Origin of the sequence: Aeromonas sp. S9(2024), from assembly GCF_041403185.1 — a bacterium.
In the GTDB taxonomy this organism is placed as follows: Bacteria; Pseudomonadota; Gammaproteobacteria; order Enterobacterales; family Aeromonadaceae; genus Aeromonas; species Aeromonas enteropelogenes.
This window is the reverse complement of the sequence record NZ_JBGLRE010000002.1, coordinates 411,783-427,720: the sequence shown is the minus strand read 5'-3', so window position 1 is coordinate 427,720 and position 15,938 is coordinate 411,783. Positions and strand designations below refer to the sequence as shown.

At 59.7% G+C, this 15,938-nt stretch carries 11 protein-coding genes; 6 read left to right on the top strand and 5 right to left on the bottom strand.

Annotation, left to right across the window (positions count from 1 at the left end; all coding sequences use genetic code 11):
- Positions 1–29 precede the first annotated feature (29 nt).
- The gene (locus tag ACB028_RS05185; protein WP_224212344.1) at positions 30–431 is read left to right on the top strand and encodes a hypothetical protein; all 402 of its coding nucleotides are present in this window, start codon (positions 30–32) and stop codon (positions 429–431) included.
- Between the two features lie 90 nt (positions 432–521).
- Here ACB028_RS05185 and ACB028_RS05180 read toward each other — a convergent pair whose 3' ends face one another.
- Entirely contained in the window at positions 522–1,787 is a 1,266-nt protein-coding gene (locus ACB028_RS05180; protein WP_371143684.1) for a RidA family protein, read from the bottom strand.
- A gap of 1,269 nt (positions 1,788–3,056) precedes the next feature.
- Here ACB028_RS05180 and ACB028_RS05175 point away from each other — a divergent pair.
- Positions 3,057–3,929, top strand: a complete 873-nt coding sequence (locus tag ACB028_RS05175) for a hypothetical protein (protein WP_371143683.1) — start codon at positions 3,057–3,059, stop codon at positions 3,927–3,929.
- Positions 3,930–3,954: 25 nt separating this feature from the next.
- Here the strand turns inward: ACB028_RS05175 and ACB028_RS05170 are convergent, their stop codons facing one another.
- Positions 3,955–5,064 (bottom strand): anhydro-N-acetylmuramic acid kinase, encoded by a 1,110-nt coding sequence (locus tag ACB028_RS05170; protein WP_371143682.1) that lies wholly within the window; start codon positions 5,062–5,064, stop codon positions 3,955–3,957.
- Between the two features lie 232 nt (positions 5,065–5,296).
- Entirely contained in the window at positions 5,297–6,622 is a 1,326-nt protein-coding gene (locus ACB028_RS05165) for a peptidoglycan DD-metalloendopeptidase family protein (protein ID WP_223378700.1), read from the bottom strand.
- Between the two features lie 109 nt (positions 6,623–6,731).
- Between ACB028_RS05165 and tyrS the strand changes: the two genes are divergently transcribed.
- Positions 6,732–7,931: a tyrosine--tRNA ligase gene (gene tyrS / locus ACB028_RS05160; protein ID WP_026456088.1), complete on the top strand. Its 1,200-nt coding sequence runs from the start codon at positions 6,732–6,734 to the stop codon at positions 7,929–7,931.
- A gap of 84 nt (positions 7,932–8,015) precedes the next feature.
- On the opposite strand, the gene ACB028_RS05155 is transcribed toward tyrS, so the two are convergent.
- Entirely contained in the window at positions 8,016–9,428 is a 1,413-nt protein-coding gene (locus ACB028_RS05155; RefSeq protein ID WP_371143681.1) for an MATE family efflux transporter, read from the bottom strand.
- A gap of 73 nt (positions 9,429–9,501) precedes the next feature.
- The gene (locus ACB028_RS05150; protein ID WP_371143680.1) at positions 9,502–10,440 is read right to left on the bottom strand and encodes a LysR substrate-binding domain-containing protein; all 939 of its coding nucleotides are present in this window, start codon (positions 10,438–10,440) and stop codon (positions 9,502–9,504) included.
- A 498-nt stretch (positions 10,441–10,938) separates the two neighbouring features.
- Between ACB028_RS05150 and ACB028_RS05145 the strand changes: the two genes are divergently transcribed.
- From ACB028_RS05145 to cadC, 3 genes are all read left to right on the top strand, one after another.
- Complete coding sequence (locus tag ACB028_RS05145; RefSeq protein WP_225634296.1) at positions 10,939–12,231, top strand: HAAAP family serine/threonine permease; 1,293 nt, start codon at positions 10,939–10,941, stop codon at positions 12,229–12,231.
- 268 nt (positions 12,232–12,499) lie between these two features.
- Positions 12,500–13,780 carry an L-methionine/branched-chain amino acid transporter gene (gene yjeH / locus ACB028_RS05140; RefSeq protein WP_042027885.1) on the top strand — a complete coding sequence of 427 codons (1,281 nt, stop codon included), beginning with the start codon at positions 12,500–12,502 and terminating at the stop codon, positions 13,778–13,780.
- Positions 13,781–14,160: 380 nt separating this feature from the next.
- Positions 14,161–15,690: a lysine decarboxylation/transport transcriptional activator CadC gene (gene cadC, locus ACB028_RS05135; RefSeq protein WP_371143679.1), complete on the top strand. Its 1,530-nt coding sequence runs from the start codon at positions 14,161–14,163 to the stop codon at positions 15,688–15,690.
- Positions 15,691–15,938: the final 248 nt, after the last annotated feature.

Below are 15,938 nucleotides of genomic sequence, written 5' to 3'. Positions count from 1 at the left end.
AGCATTTTAAAAGGATAGGAGTATCTATAATGGTTTGTTCTATCGTAGTTGATCAGTCAGAAAGAAAATTGAAGATAAATGCTGATTCGTATGATGTGAACCGAATTTCTGATGTCCAAGTGAAAGTGCTTACATGGAAGGATAATTTGATAAATATGCTATTGCTTGGGCTGATCACATCAAGCATTCTCTTCTACTTTATCCCACCTGAAGCGCAGGGCAAGGGAATGACATTATTTCTGCCCGCGGTAGCTTTTCTGGTAGGAATAGTGATGGCCCTGATCACCAGTGCCAAGTACGTCTTCAGACTGGAATTTAAAAATGCAGATGAAACTGGCGTGCAATGGATCACCGTCGCCAAGAGTAGAAATGCGCAGGAGTACGAGGTCTTCAAATTGAAAGAGGCGGAGCTTAAACAGATCCTCGGATAATGAAGGCTGCTTTTTAACTGCGGGCCGCCAATGCTGACTCCCGAAAAAAACACCGGCCTAAGCCGGTGTTTTTTATTATTTAACGCAACCTTACGCCTGCGGCGGGGTGCTTTCGGCGTTGGACATCACCGCATCAATTTGCACCAGGGCGCCTGCGGGCAGCTCGCGTACCGCGATCACGGTGCGGGCGGGCTGATAATCCGGGAAGTAGCGGGTATAGATGGCGTTGACCGCCTCCAGATCCTCGATACTGGCCAGCTGGATATTGACCTTGACGATATCGTCCATCACATGGTCGATGCTCTCCACAATCGCCTTGATATGGTTCAGGCACTGGGCGGTCTGCTCCTTGACGCAACCGGTCAGGATCTTGCCGGTGGCGAGATCGACCGGCAGCTGCCCGGCGATATGGTTGTAGTGGGAGAAGGCGACGGTCTGGGTGTGCAGGGGGCTGCGCGGTGCCTTGTCGGTATTGCGGGCGCGGATCACCAAGTTGTGTCTGTCTTCCACCAGCTGGGGCGGGGTGCCGTCACCGTGGGAGATGACCGCATCCATCTGCACCAAGGCGTCCATCGGCAGGGCAGAGGCGGCAATCACGCTGCGGGCCGGCAGATAGGCGGCGGCGCGGGCGATGGCGGAATCCGGGAAGAAGGTAGTGTAGACCTCGTTGACGGCATCCAGATCGGCGAGATTTTTCAGATAGACGGTCACCTTGACGATATCGTCGAAGGGCACGTCGATCCCCTCCAGAATGGCCTTGATGTTATTCAGGCACTGGGCCGCCTGCTCCTTGATGCCACCGGCAACCAGCTGGCCGGAGGCTGCATCAATGGGCAGCTGGGCGCCGATATTGTTGTAGTGGGAGAAGGCGACGGTCTGGGTGGAGAGGGCGCTTTGCGGCGCACGGCTGCTGTTGCGAGCCAGCTTCACCAGGGCGCAGGGGGCCTGCGGATAGGTGCCTTCGCCGTTGGAGATGATGGCGTCCATCTGAACCTTGGCGCCCAGCGGCAGGGCGGCTACCGCAAGGGTGGTGCGGGTCGGCACATAGCCCGGGAAGAATTCGCGATAGACCTCGTTGACCGCATCCAGATCGGCGATGTCGCTGAGGAATACGGTGAGTTTCACCATATCGTCCATCACGTGATCGATACTCTCGACGATGGCCTTGATATTGGTCAGGCATTGTCTGGCTTGCATCTTGACATCACCCTCGATCAGCTTGCCGGTGCGGGGATCGACCGGTAACTGGGCTGCAATATTGTTGTAGTGGGAGAAAGCCACCGTCTGGGTGTAGGGGCCCAGGCCCTGGGGGGCGTTGGAGGTATTTCTGGCAGCCTTGATGATGGTGTCACTCATGGTGATATTCCTCGTTGTAATACTGGTTATCGATGTAGGGACAGGTTAACCCTCGCCAACGCCTTATCTATTTTGACGTCGCTCCTGCCTTGCCGTGTTTTATCTCTTTAATATTTACCCTGGCCTGCAATCACTGCAGGCATAAGGCTATAAAGGCAAACACAGGAGCCGCTGCCTCTATTTATGACTAAATCCATCAATTGAGGGATTTGATAAAAAGAAGCCCAGGTTGGGTTAATGATTTCAGACAGGGAAATCCTATGAGGCGTGAACACGGGATGCAAACCGGGATCTCATTTCTATGAGATGGCTCAACGCACTGAAATATAGCCAGATTGCGATTCAATTCACGGGCAGGATAGGGACAAAGCGGGCTAAATGACTCTTAACACCAGGGCACATCAGCTACGGCAAGGCTCTCTCCTGGGTCGAACAGGGGGCGACTCTGTGAATAAAGCGTTAATAATATGCCGAAACCCGGCAGTTCATGCATTCAATTATGCATAGATATGTATTTTTAGGATTTTTTAGGGGCTACCCAAACGCTGGAAAATATGCCTGCCTGCGTCAATAAAGATGCATCTGGAATATAATTCAGTGGCGCTGCATGGGCGACCTATAAGAGTGATATCGGTATGGTGCGTCCATGACGCACCAACAGGTGAAAAGGACTCCTTTCTGATTACCTTGGTAATAACGAAATATGCCATGAATTTGCAGCACCGAAATAAGCGGCCATCGTTCGGTTGCTGGCCAATCTGATCCGCCGGGTGGTACGCGGGGAACGGGTTGTTTCGGATTGGCTCGCATCCCCCGGCGCCCTGCTCGGCGATAAGGCGATAAGAGTGCCTTGATGAGGAAAGATGCTCAGCGGGTTGAGTGTGAGCTGCGACAGAAGCGGCGGTGACCTGACGAGCCCTTCCCGTGCCACAGAATGCCGCCATGGCTGCACCTCCCGGGCGTTATATGGACACGGGGGCTGGGGGGTATGGCGCATCATCTTGAAAAACTATCGCCTAACTTATTGTTTAAAAAATAGAAATGATCGAAGAGCGCAGCCGCTTGCCATTTTGTCGTAGCCGCCCGGCAACACAATGAATAACGGGAGCTGATATGCAATATGTTGCTTTTTTGATCGCCTGTTGATGGTGGTGTTGGTATGGTCATCAAAGGGTCTGCCGGATAGCGCACAGGGTCCGGCACTCAACTGCCAGGAAGTTGGCCAGCGCGATCGCAATGCGGTCGCCCTTACCTGATGGTGGAGGGCTTATGTTGGGTTTTGTTCTGGGTGATATGTACTGTCAAGGGGGCTCGCACTCCTTGCCTCCCAAGCTGGGGAAACACTTTCCCATTCCCCTTGGTTATCAACTACATGGTCGCGTGTCGGCCGCCATCATGACCATAGAGACCCTGCTCAATACCCCTTATCCACAGAAGCGGTATCGGGAGCTGATCTATGGGGCCTATATCGAGCGTCAGCGTCTCCTGTTTGCCGAGCACGTCATCGTGGCCCGGCTGGAAGGAGACGAGGGACTGGCGCTCTCCATCGACCTCTCTTTTATCGCCACCGCGGTGCCTGTCGGTCTGATCGCCATCTCCGAGGAGCTGGCGTTGCTGACGGCGCCGCGTCCCAAGAAGTCTCACCCTCACTACGAGGTGCTGTGCAAGGTGATCGACTGCGTGGTGATGCTGATGTTCTATGGCAAGGTGATCCGCCAGCGCAATGCGGTGCTGGAAGACATAGGCCACCAGTTTGGCTATCACCCGGCGCCCGATCTGACGGCGCGGATTGGCAAGGGGGAGGGGGACGATTACGAGGCCTTCATGGTCAATATCCTCACCTGCATCGCCCACTCGGGCTCCTTCAAGGAGGCGCTGGAGAACGGGGCCAAGATGGGGATACGGGAGCCCGCCTTTTTCTGCATCGTCGGCGCCATTGCCAGCACTCTCTGGGGAGTGCCCAAGTTGTGGGCCTACCAGGCCTCACAGCTGATCAATCGCTCTCATCCCTACTACATCCAGAACCTGATGCGCTGTGAGGCGCGCGCCGGCCTCAGCCAGGTTAATCTGGTGGCCCCCAGGCCGTCCCCGTTTGTCTGGCTGTGGCGACAGATCTCCCGCCTGTTCAAGGGCGCCGCTTAGGACATCCTGATATCGAGCCCTGTGCTTACGCGGGATAGAGGGCGCCCAGTATGGCAGGGCGGCTGGCGCCGGTGACGGCGGGCAGGTTGCCGGGCAGGCGATGGATAAAGCGCTGCGCCAGCCAGGCGAAGGCGGCCCCCTCTACCCAGTCCGGGGCGATGCCCAGCTCGTCGGTGGTGGTGATGCACCACCCGGGCAAGAGTGCCGCAAGTTCCGCCAGCAGCGGGCCGTGATGGGCGCCCCCGCCACAGACAAACAGTTCGCCGTTCTCGGCCATTCCCTCAAGGGCTGGCAGCTGACTGGCGATGCTGTGGCAGGTCAGTGCCTGCAGGGTGCGCTGCACATCGGCAGGGTCGTAAGCCTGACCCGCCAATGCCTCGTCCAGCCAGGCCAGGGTAAACATCTCGCGCCCCGTACTTTTGGGCCAGGGGGCGGTGAAGTAGGGGTGAGCAAGCAGCTGCGCGAGCAGCTCGGGGATAAGAGTGCCACTGGCCGCCCAGCGGCCGCCCGCGTCATAGTCGCCCCCGTGCGGATGGTGGCGGCGATACCAGCCATCGAGCAGGGTGTTGGCGGGGCCGGTATCAAAACCGTATACCCCGTCGGCGTCGCCCGGCAGCACAGAGATATTGGCGATGCCGCCGAGGTTCAGCACCACCCGCAGGGCGCCGGGGCTGGCGAAGCGTGCCTGATGGAAGGCGGGCACCAGCGGGGCGCCCTGGCCACCGAGGGCCATATCCATGGTACGAAAATCGGCCACCACATCGATACCGGTGAGGGCAGCCAGGAGCGCCCCGTTGCCGATCTGCAGGGTAAACCCGAGCTGTGGGCGATGGCGGATGGTCTGGCCATGGGAGCCGATGGCGCGGATATCGGCAGGGGTCAGCCCAGCCTTGGCGAGCAGGGCACGGGTGGCGGCGGCAAATTCCCGGGCCACCAGGTTGTCGGCGACGCCCATGCGATCAATCTCGTTCTCGCCCGGGGTGCAGAGGGAATGCAGCTCGCGGGCAACCGGTGCCGGCCAGAGGTGGCAGAGCGCCGCCTCGACCTTAAGCTGCTCCCCGTCGATGGCCAGCAGTACGGCATCTATCCCGTCCATGCTGGTACCCGACATCAACCCGATATAGCGCTCACTCATGGCATCTCCTTGTATGACGGGAAACCTGGTCAGGGGTTACAGAGAGGAGAGGGTGACACATGATGCCGGGGCCAGCTCCGGTGCCCGACATTAGCCCTGTACCACGCTCGATCATCTCGTCTCCCCGTGTGTCGCCTTCGGTCATGTGCCAAAGGCGCCAGATAAAAGTCCGGGGGCCATGCCCCCGTCGTTACTGTTAGTTGTCATCCGGCGGTAATGACCCGCCCGAGGCTCAATTGCCGCGGTTGCTTCGCTTGTTCTGGGCCAGCTGGATCTCGCTGCTGTCCAGCTTGGCCAGTTGTGGCGTCGCCAGTTTTTTGAAGTTGGCGAGCTCGCGCCCGGTGAGTGTCTCGGCCTGGGGCAGGGTGAGAGTGCGCGGGTTTTTGTGCACGCCGCCCACCACGAATTCATAGTGCAGGTGCGGACCCGTTACGCGGCCCGTGCCCCCCAGAGTACCTATGGTTTGCCCCTGTTTCACCCGCTGCCCCTTGTTGACGGTGCGCTTGGTGAGGTGCAGGTACTTGGTCACATAGTTGCCCGCATGCTTGATGAAGACATAGTTGCCGTTGAACTGGTTGTAGCCGGCGGCCACCACGCTGCCTGAGCCCGCCGCCATGATGGGGGTACCCACGGGCGCTACATAGTCGATGCCGTTGTGGGGGCGGATCTTGCCGGTTACCGGATGGAGGCGGCGCGGGTTGAAGTTGGAGCTGATGTATTTGAAATTGACCGGCGCGCGCAGGAAGCTCTTGCGCATCGCCTTGCCCTGAGGCGTGTAGTAGTTGCCATCGTCATGAAGGACGGCGCGGTAGATCTCGCCCTGGTTGATGAATTCGGCGGCCAGGATATCGCCGGAGGCAACCCGCTCATCGTCGCGGAATTTCTCCTCATAGACTACCCGGAAGCTGTCTCCCGGCTGCAGATCCTGGGCAAAGTCGATGTCCCAGCCGAAGATGGCGGCCAGATCCATGATCTGATCCTCTGTCATGCCCGCCTCGACTGCAGCGCCCCAGAAGCTGGAGCGGATCTCCCCCTTGCTGACCAGCTCCCGGGTATCGAGGGCCATCTTGACGTTGCGGGCCACGAAGGTGTCATCCTGACGGCTCACCTTGAGGGCCTGCTCCAGGCTATGGGGGTAATAGAGGCTGTGCAGCTCACCGTTCTGGGTGAGCTTGAAGGTGAGCTCCTGGCCCGGCTGCAGCATGCGCAGCGGGTTGCTGCCCTCGAGCTGATCGATAAGGTGCAGGTCAGTGGTGCTCAGACCCAGGCGCTGGAAGATGATCCCCATATTGTCACCCCGGCGAACCTTGACCTGCTTGGTGATATAGGTCGGTTTGGGCGGGGTGACCGGCTGCTCTACTTGTGCAGTCAGCTCGGCAGGAGCGGGGGCCTCGTCGGTTTGCTCGCTCATGGCAATCTCGTTGCCGTTGTCATCGACCCGGGTGGCCACGGCCTGTTCACTGGGCCAGGCGATCAGCATCATGGTCAGGATGCTCAGGATAAGCACCATCTTGCGATGCCAGTGGGGAAGAGAATTGAAGGCGTGCCAAATAACCATGGAAGTTGATGCAGTCGAGCAGAATGGAAGGATTTTACAGCCTTTCCAATTGGCCCGCCATTCCAGTAATATGTCTGGCCCTGTGGAATCGTGATTGGAGTGTCAAAAAATGTCCCAGCTCGAGGTGGCGCTAGCCGAGATCAAGCGCGGAGCGGAAGAAATTCTGGTTGAAGAAGAACTGGTTGCCAAGTTGAAGGAAGGGCGCCCCCTGCGCATCAAGTTGGGTATGGACCCGACCGCTCCCGACATTCACCTGGGTCATACCGTGATCCTCAACAAGCTGAAGACCTTCCAGGATCTGGGTCACGAGATCATCCTGCTGATCGGTGATTTCACCGCCATGGTGGGGGATCCCTCCGGCAAGAACACTACCCGTCCGCCGCTCTCTGAAGAGGCCATCAAGCACAACGCCCTCACCTATGCGGAGCAGGCGTTCAAGATCCTCGATCCCAAGAAGACCCGCATCGAGTACAACTCCAGTTGGCTGGGTGAGCTGGGCGCGACCGGCATGATCAAGCTGGCGGCCAAGCAGACCGTGGCCCGCATGATGGAGCGTGACGACTTCAAAAAGCGCTACAGCAACGGGCAATCCATCGCCATCCACGAATTCCTCTATCCGCTGCTGCAAGGCTATGACTCGGTCGCCCTGAAGGCGGACGTCGAGCTCGGCGGTACCGACCAGAAGTTCAACCTGCTGATGGGGCGCGAGCTGCAAAAGGATGCCGGCATGGCCGCCCAATGCGTGCTGATGATGCCGCTGCTGGTGGGTCTGGACGGCGTCAAGAAGATGTCCAAGTCCGCAGGCAACTACATCGGCGTGCACGACGCCCCGGGCGAGATGTTCGGCAAGATCATGTCCATCACCGACGATCTGATGTGGAACTACTACGAGCTGCTCTCCTTCCGCCCGCTCGCCGAGATTGAAGCGTTCAAGGCCGGCATCGCCGCCGGTACCCTGAACCCGCGCGACGTCAAGATCTGGCTGGCGAAAGAGATCATCACTCGCTATCACGACGAGGCGGCGGCCGAGGCGGCCCACGAAGATTTCACCCAGCGTTTTTCCAAGAACGCCATTCCGGACGAGATGCCGGAGGTCGAACTGGCGCTGGAAGGGGAAGGGCTGGCGATTGCCAACTTGCTCAAAGACGCCGAGCTGGTTGCCACCACCTCAGAGGCGCTGCGTATGATCAAGCAGGGCGCGGTCAAGGTTGACGGCGAAAAACTAGAAGATGGCAAGGCGCTTATTGGTGCCGGCACAGCCGTCTACCAGGTCGGCAAGCGCAAGTTTGCCCGGGTGACCGTTAAATAAGCCGTGTTCTGAACACCGCTGCCATGAAAAAGCCTCCCTTGTGGAGGCTTTTTTGTATCTGTCATTCGCGGTCTTTGCCGAGCGTCAGCGGGCCAGCTCGACGGTGCGTGCCGCCGTCGCCACGGCCCGGCGCCGATGAGTTTGGGGTGCACAGGCACGCTTGAGGCGCAGCCACTCGCGCCACAGCAGCCAGCACAGCGGTGGGGTGAGCAGCAGCACGGTGGCGGGCTGGGCCATCAGTACCCCGTCTTTGCCCCACATCAGCGGCAGCAGGAAGATGAACGGCAGCAGCAATACCGTCTTGGCGATCGAGATGATCAGCGCCTGGCGGGTGCGCGCCATGGATTGCAGCAGCACTATGCCGAACATGATGACCCCCTCCAGCGGAATCGCCCCCAGATTGAGCAGCAGGCTGCTGACCGCGGCATCGATGAGTTCGGGATCCTCCCTGCCGGTATAGAGCATGGCCACCTGCCGGGGCAGCAGCTGTATGGTGAGCCACACCAGCATGCCGTAGATAAGGGTGAACTTGAGGCCCATCTCCATCAGGTACTTGAGATTGCGATGACGCCTGGCCCCCGCTGCCTGGCTGATGAGGGGCTGGATGCCGAAGGCGAGCCCTTGCAGGATCACGATAAAGACTGCCTCGGTATAGCCGGCCACGGTAAAGCCCGCCAGATCCTTCACGTTGCCATGCACCATCAGCTGGCTGTTGTGCAGCATCAGCAGCAGTCCCAGGTTGAACTGGGCGATGAGGCTCGGCAGGCCGGTAAAGAGCAGGTTCGGCATGGCGGGAAGATGGGGCACCAGATCACGCCAGCCCAGTCGCAGCCTGGCATAGGGGGTAAAGAAGTAGCCAAGGCCGATGAGGCTCACTGTCCCCTCCGCCATCAGGGTGGCCTGGGCGGTGCCGGTCAGGCCCAGCTCCAGTTTGGCCACCATCACATAGTTGAGGAGGATGTTGAGCACGGCGCCGGCGCTCACCAGCACCATGGCGAGCTTGGGGCGCCCGTCGTTGCGCAGCAGATAGGGCACCGCCAGGTTGCTGGCCAGCAGCAGGGTACCACCACCGATCCAGTAGAGGTAATCGCTGGCCTGTTGCCAGGTCTCGGTGCCCTGCTCTATGCCAAGCCCCAGCAATATATCCGTGTGGGTGTAATAGAGGAGAACGGGAGCGGTCACCCCCAGCACCAGCAGCAGCCAGAGGGCATTGACCAGCGCCTGGCGCGCTAGCGGGATGTTCTTCGCCCCCTGCTGGAAGGAGATGGCGGTGGCCGCTCCCATGCTGATCATGGCGGCGAGACCGCTCAACACCATGATGACGGGGTAGACCAGGTTGATGCCGGCAAGGCCGGCGGCGCCGACAAAATGGCCGACGAAGATGCCATCAATGAGGTAATAGGCTCCGGATACCAGCATGGCGAGGATCGAGGGGAGGGCGTAGGCCCAGAAGCGGCGGGTCATGGCCCGTTGCCGCAATGTGAAATAGGCAGACATATCTGTTCTCTTGCGGAGTTCGATTATCGAGCAGACAGTCTAGATTAATTCTTTTTTGGTGATAATCCTGGTTTTACTTGATGAATTGATGAGTATTGCTCATCAATTCAGGGTTTTGGTAGTGCGCCTTGAGCATGTCGATCAGGATGCGCAACCCGCTGCCCAGCTGGTGCCGGTTGGGATAGAAGAGATAGAAGCCGGCAAAGGTGGGGCTCCAGGGCTCCAGTACCGTGACGAGTTTGCCCTGGGCCACCTTCTGGGTTACCTCTTCTTCCAGGCAATAGGCCAGCCCCAGCCCCGCCTCGGCCGCCCCCAGATAGAGGGCAGGGGTGCTGGTGGTGAGTGGCCCCGTCACCTCTATCTCCAGCAGGTTGCCATCGGCGGCGAAGGCCCAGCGGTAGTGATGATGAGGGGTGAGGCGATAGCCGATGCAGGCGTGACGGCTAAGCTCGCTCGGGTGCTCAGGTATGCCGTGCTGTGCCAGATAGGCGGGGGAGCCCACCACCAGATAGCGCTGGGGCGGGCCCAGGGGGATGGCGATCATCTCCTTGGGCAACAGATCCCCGTAAAAGAGGGCGGCGTCATAGCCATCCTCGATCATCCGCGGCATCAGTTCCTGCTCCACCACCTCCACCTGCATTTTGGGGTAGCGCCCCAGATAATCGATGAGTACCGGCGCCAGCAGGCTGTCGATGGCGCTGCGCGGGGCGCAGATCTTGAGTCGTCCCACCGGTTCGTCGCTGTTGCGGGCCAGCTCGCTGAGAGCCTCTTCCAGGGTATTGAGGGTGGGCAGCAACTGCTTGAGCAGGCGTTGTCCCGCCTCGGTCGGCACCACGGCGCGAGTGCTGCGGTTGAGCAGGCGCACCCCCAGCCGCTCTTCCATGCCTTTCAGACTGTGGCTCAGGGCTGAGGCAGAGACGCCCAGCTCAAGGGCTGCCTTGCTGAAACTGCGGTGGCGGGCGACGGCGGCAAACACCGCCAGTTCGGCGAGATCGGTACGGGTAATGGTCATCGGCAATCCACGAAGAGGTGTGGCTCACAAGGGTACGCCAAGGGGGAGCGGGGCACAATCCACCGCAAAAGACGGGATGTTGCCGAAAAGTAACAACTAAAAATGGAGTGAAAATGCCAAATGAAATTTGAATTGTTAAAAAAAATTCAAGGCAAGGCATCTCTAATGTGATCTTGGTCGGTCGAAAGGCGACTCGAATCAAACTTTGGTTGATTAATTCAAAAAAACGCTGTGATTGATAGGGTCTTTTAATTACAGTCATTCCATCGAGAGCGTCTCTTGTTTCCAGATTGTTAATCTGGGCTGATTTGGACCTCAATGGCTATGTTTCGCGGCATCGATTGTTGCGGCCTTGTTGTCACAAGGAGTGATGACCTGATTGCCGGGGTGTACGTGATGAATTGCAAGCATGGACGACCGCTGTTCCAGGGATGAGGAGCCGGGCCAAGGCCCGAATGAACAACAAGAATCCCTTTTCCTAGATGACAGGAACAACATATGTCTGACATGAATATTGCAGCTGATGGTCTTGTAGCCAGCAAGGCTTCCCGTGGCCTCAACAAGGCCGATGTGGTCTGGATGCTGGGTCTGTACGGTACCGCCATCGGTGCCGGTGTGCTCTTCCTGCCGATCAATGCCGGTGTCGGTGGTCTGTGGCCGCTGGTGGCCATGCTGATCCTGGCCCTGCCGCTGACCTTTTTCGCCCACCGTGGTCTGACCCGTTTCGTGCTGTCCGGTTCCACCCGTGATGGCGACATCACTGAAGTGGTGGAAGAGCACTTCGGCAAGACCGCAGGCAAGTTCATCACCCTGCTCTATTTCTTCGCCATCTACCCGATCCTGCTGATGTACTCCGTGGCCATCACCAACACGGTCGAGAGCCTGATGGTGCACCAGCTGGGCATGACGCCGCCCCCGCGCGTCCTGCTCTCCCTGGGTCTGATCCTCGGCCTGATGGCGATCGTTCGCCTCGGTGGCGACGTGATCGTCAAGGCGATGAGCGTGCTGGTATTCCCGTTCGTGATCACCCTGATGGGCCTGGCGCTCTACCTGATCCCGCACTGGAACGGTGCCATCATCACCGAAGCGCCGGCTCTGTCCGAAGCCTTCAGCGGTGACTTCATCAAGACCCTGTGGCTGGCGATCCCGGTAATGGTGTTCTCCTTCAACCACTCCCCGATCATCTCCTCCTTCGCGGTGGACAACAAGGGTCGCTACGGTGAAGGTGCCGAGAAGAAGTGCAGCAACATCCTGCTGGGCGCCCACGTCATGATGGTGATGACAGTGATGTTCTTCGTGTTCAGCTGCGTACTGAGCCTCTCCCCGGCTGACCTGGCGGCTGCCAAGGAGCAGAACATCTCCATCCTGTCCTACCTGGCCAACCACTTCGACAACCCGGTTATCGCCACCGTGGCACCGCTGATCGCCATGGTTGCCATCAGCAAATCCTTCCTGGGTCACTACCTGGGTGCGCAAGAGGGCATGAACGGCCTGATGGCCAAGGCGCTGCGCGAGAAGGGCAAGAAGGTTGACACCAAGCAGCTGAACAAGATCACCGCGGTGTTCATGATCCTGACCACCTGGGCCATCGCCACCATCAACCCGAGCATCCTCGGCATGATTGAAGACCTGGGCGGCCCCATCATCGCGATGCTGCTGTTCCTGATGCCGATGTACGCCGTCGCCAAGGTACCTGCCATGCGCAAGTACGCCGGCAACATCAGCAACGGCTTCGTGACCATCATTGGCCTGATCGCCATGTCCGGCATCATCTACAAGCTGGTTGCCTGATAACACAGATCAATCAGTTGAAAGAGAAAGCCGCCTCGCAAGAGGCGGCTTTTTTGTTTTTCGAGTTTGAGCGATGCGCCGTGCAGCAGAGCGGGCCGCGCCTGTATTCCCTTCTCAGGGATGGCGCGGTTCTCCTCGTGTTCCTTCCCCATTGACGCTTTTTGAGTGATCAGTCGACAAGCCTTGGCCATCTGGCGCCAAAAGGCTTAACAAAGGGGCGGGGGGGGCCTAACATGGCTGGACATTTTTTGAATCGGGACAAAAGGATATGTCTGCGTTGAAGAAGGATCTCGGACTCTGGCAGGGGATGGGGCTGCTCGCTACCTCCCTGCTCGGCACCGGTATCTTTGTGGTACCGGCGACCGCGGCGTCGTTGGCGGGGGGGGCCTCGCTCTGGGCCTGGTTGCTGCTGATTGCGCTGGTACTGCCCATCGCCTTTACCTTCGCCCGCCTCGGGCGCCGTTATCCCCACGCCGGCGGGGCGCCGCACCTGATAGGCCTCGCCTTTGGCAATGGCGCCGAGCGTTTCTCCGCCTTCCTGTTTCTGGCGGTGCTGCCGGTGGGATTGCCCGCCGCCCTGATGATTGCCGCCGGGTTCTGGCACGCCCTGTTTGACATGGGGGAGTGGACCCTGTGGGGCATCCAGCTGCTCACTCTGCTCGGCGTCTTTCTGCTCGGGCTGCGGGGGGCGCGCTCCTCCGGCAACCTGCAGCTGCTGATCGCCCTGGCCATTTTGGGACTCACCCTGCTTATCTGGTTCAAGGGGGATCTGAGCTGGCGTGACGCGGCCCAGCCGTTGCCTGCCGCCAGCGAGTGGCCCGCCATGGGCACGGCGCTGGCGGTGATGTTCTGGTGTTTCGTCGGGCTGGAAGCCTTCGCCCATATGGGGGAGGAGTTCAAGCGGCCAGAGCGGGATTATCCCCTTGCCCTGCTCGGTGGCGTGCTGCTGGCGGGGCTCATCTACTGGATCCACTCGCTGGTGGTACTGAAATATGGCCTCTATGGGGACGAGGCGAAGAATGCCACCGCCATCCCCTCTCTGCTGGCCCTGCTGTTTGGTCCCACTGCCAAGTGGCTGGTGGCGATCCTTGGCTACCTCTCCTGTTTTGCCAGCATCAACATCTATCTGCAGGGCTTTGCCCGGCTGATCTGGAGCATGGCGCGCGAAGGCAAGCTGCCTGCCTCCCTGGCCCGCCTCACCGCCCGGGGCGCCCCCTTGCTGGCGCTCAGCTGGGTGCTCGCCATCTGCCTGCTCTCTATCACCCTGATCATCTGGTTGAAGCTGCCGCTGGATGAATTGATCCGCTACGCCAACGGCAACTTCGTGCTGGTCTATCTGCTCTGCATGGCGGCGGGCTGGCGTCTGCTCGGCGGGGTGGGCAAGGGGTTGGCGGGGCTCAGCGTGCTGCTTTGCGCCGCCGTGCTGGTGGCACTCGCTTCCGAGGTGCTCTATGCAGTGGTGCTGAGTGCAGGCTACGGCCTCTTCTCCCTGTGGCGCCGTCATCTGCGCCGTAGCCGCGAACGGGACATGCTCGCCGTCTGCAAGTAAAGGGCTACGGATAAAGGACTACGGATAAAGGGCAGAACAAGCCTCCGCTACATGGGGGCTTTTGTTTTTCATATGGATACTGACTTGCCCACCAGCCCGCTAAAACCCCCGTTCCGGATCAATTCAGAGGCGATTTGTCGGCAAAAAAAGTGGGATCTATCTCTCGTTTTGCTTAAAGTGATTCTCCCCGTTCGCCGAGTTCGGGGTGCCCGCAAGGATGCCATCCAGACGTAACAGGATGGTCTGGCCAGACTGACTCCCGATTATCTTCACGGTTCCCCAACGCTGTCACCCGGTGTGACGGCTGCCTGTGCCGTTTCGTCAGTATCGGCCTTACGTCGCTCTCATCGTGCATCGTCTTCATCTGCAGTGAGTGAACCATGAGCGAATCGATTTTTGAGATCCATGACTGGACCCTGAGGGTGGATGACAACACGTTGTCGCGCCCCGAGCGGGAGGTCTACCTCGAGCCCAGACTGGTCAATCTGTTGCGGTTTCTGGCGTGCAATGCCGGTACCGTGTTTGGTCGTGACGCCCTGATCAACGAAGTATGGGAGGGCGCCGAGGTCACCGATCAGGTGGTTACCCAGTCCATCTTCGAGTTGCGCAAGATCCTCAAAGATGGCCGCACCGATGCGGCCGACTATATCGTGACCGTGCCCAAGCGCGGCTACAAGCTGGTGGCGCCGGTGCGCGTGCAGCAGGTGGTCGGTCTGGTGATGGCGGACGAGTTGCCGGCCGCCAGCCAGACGGACGGCGAGCTGGACAGCGTCGACAAGGTGGCGGATGAGACGGCGCAGAATGTGACTCCCTTCCCGGCCGGCCCGCTGACCCGCGCCATCTCCACCCATGGCAAGGACGGTCGCAGCCGCTGGAAGATGGCGAGCTTCGATATCTTCGTCGCCCTGGTGCTGGTCGCCATCGTCAGCATGCTCAGCTACCAGCATGCTGCTCCCCAGGTGCACACCATGCTGGATCCGGATCTGCTGGTGTTTCGCTTCCACGCCGGCCTGGATGGCAACAACCAGGATGTGCGCCTAGCCGACGGCATCACCCGCACCCTGATGGGAGAGGTGGCCGCCGCCACGCCGCTGCGGGTGCAGTATGGGGCTACCCGGTTGATTGGGGGGATCAGGCCCGGCAAGGAGCTGAGCGTGCGGGTTTCCCGCCAGCCGAGAGGTGCCTATCTGGATCTGGAGTATCGCAACCTCAATACCAACCGGGTGCTGTTCAGCCACCAGTATCTGTTCAGTCGCGACAACGTTCACGAGGTGCTGCAGGCGAGCAGCCGGGATCTGCTGCAGGTGCTCGAACAGCCACAGGCGCAGCCGGGCATGGGTTGGCCCACAGATGCGGGTTCCCTGATCGCCATGATGGAGGCTCGCTACTACACCAACAGCCGCGACCCGGTGGCGCTGAAGCAGGGGGTCGACCTGCTCGACAAATCCCTGGCCAGCCAGCCGGATCAGCCCCTGCTACTGGCGGAGCGTTATCTGGCCGGTGAAGTGCTGGCGACGCTCACGGGTGAACCCGAGAGCAACCCCCTGCAGGAGATTGGCGATCATCTGGCCCATGTGGTGCAGCTCCAGAGCGGCACCTTGCCCGCCAGGGTCTGGGAGGCACTGAGCCTGAGAGCCATCCTGAATGGCCAGCAGCAACAGGCAGGCGAGCTGCTGGCGCAGGCCGCCGGTCGGGGCTGTTCCGTGCTCTATTACATACTGCAGGGCAAGCTGGCCGAGCTGGATGGCCGCCCCGAGGCGGCGGGGGATGCCTACAGTCACGCCTTCCTGATGGAGGCCACCGAGCAGACCTATCTGCTCTGCCAGCAACTCGGTTTTTACAGCAATATGGAGACCCTGACCCCGGCGCTGTTCAATACCCTGGGTCAGAGTAAGGTAAAGCTGTTCTAAGTGCCTGCATAAAGCAGCTGACTGCCACTCAGGTCAGTCGTGAAGGCCGCCTGCGGGCGGCCTTTTGCTTGTCTGGCGTCCGCTATTCAGGGATGGCAGCAAGAGTCGCTCGCAGGCCAGATGGGGTGTTAGCTTGCCCTTGTCCCTTCTTTCTTTTGCTCCCTTTCTGCTTGCCATGACGCAGCCCGGTCGGGTTGCGACTGGCCACTCTTACCCCGTTGCTGTCTCTCTACCCTGAGCGACTGCGC

Bases quoted from the DNA above. Each gene is read 5' to 3' on its own strand.
- ACB028_RS05180 (WP_371143684.1), bottom strand. From the start codon at position 1,787: ATGAGTGACACCATCATCAAGGCTGCCAGAAATACCTCCAACGCCCCC.
- ACB028_RS05185 (WP_224212344.1), top strand. From the start codon at position 30: ATGGTTTGTTCTATCGTAGTTGATCAGTCAGAAAGAAAATTGAAGATA.
- ACB028_RS05175 (WP_371143683.1), top strand. From the start codon at position 3,057: ATGTTGGGTTTTGTTCTGGGTGATATGTACTGTCAAGGGGGCTCGCAC.
- yjeH (WP_042027885.1), top strand. From the start codon at position 12,500: ATGTCTGCGTTGAAGAAGGATCTCGGACTCTGGCAGGGGATGGGGCTG.
- cadC (WP_371143679.1), top strand. From the start codon at position 14,161: ATGAGCGAATCGATTTTTGAGATCCATGACTGGACCCTGAGGGTGGAT.
- tyrS (WP_026456088.1), top strand. From the start codon at position 6,732: ATGTCCCAGCTCGAGGTGGCGCTAGCCGAGATCAAGCGCGGAGCGGAA.
- ACB028_RS05145 (WP_225634296.1), top strand. From the start codon at position 10,939: ATGTCTGACATGAATATTGCAGCTGATGGTCTTGTAGCCAGCAAGGCT.
- ACB028_RS05150 (WP_371143680.1), bottom strand. From the start codon at position 10,440: ATGACCATTACCCGTACCGATCTCGCCGAACTGGCGGTGTTTGCCGCC.
- ACB028_RS05165 (WP_223378700.1), bottom strand. From the start codon at position 6,622: ATGGTTATTTGGCACGCCTTCAATTCTCTTCCCCACTGGCATCGCAAG.
- ACB028_RS05155 (WP_371143681.1), bottom strand. From the start codon at position 9,428: ATGTCTGCCTATTTCACATTGCGGCAACGGGCCATGACCCGCCGCTTC.
- ACB028_RS05170 (WP_371143682.1), bottom strand. From the start codon at position 5,064: ATGAGTGAGCGCTATATCGGGTTGATGTCGGGTACCAGCATGGACGGG.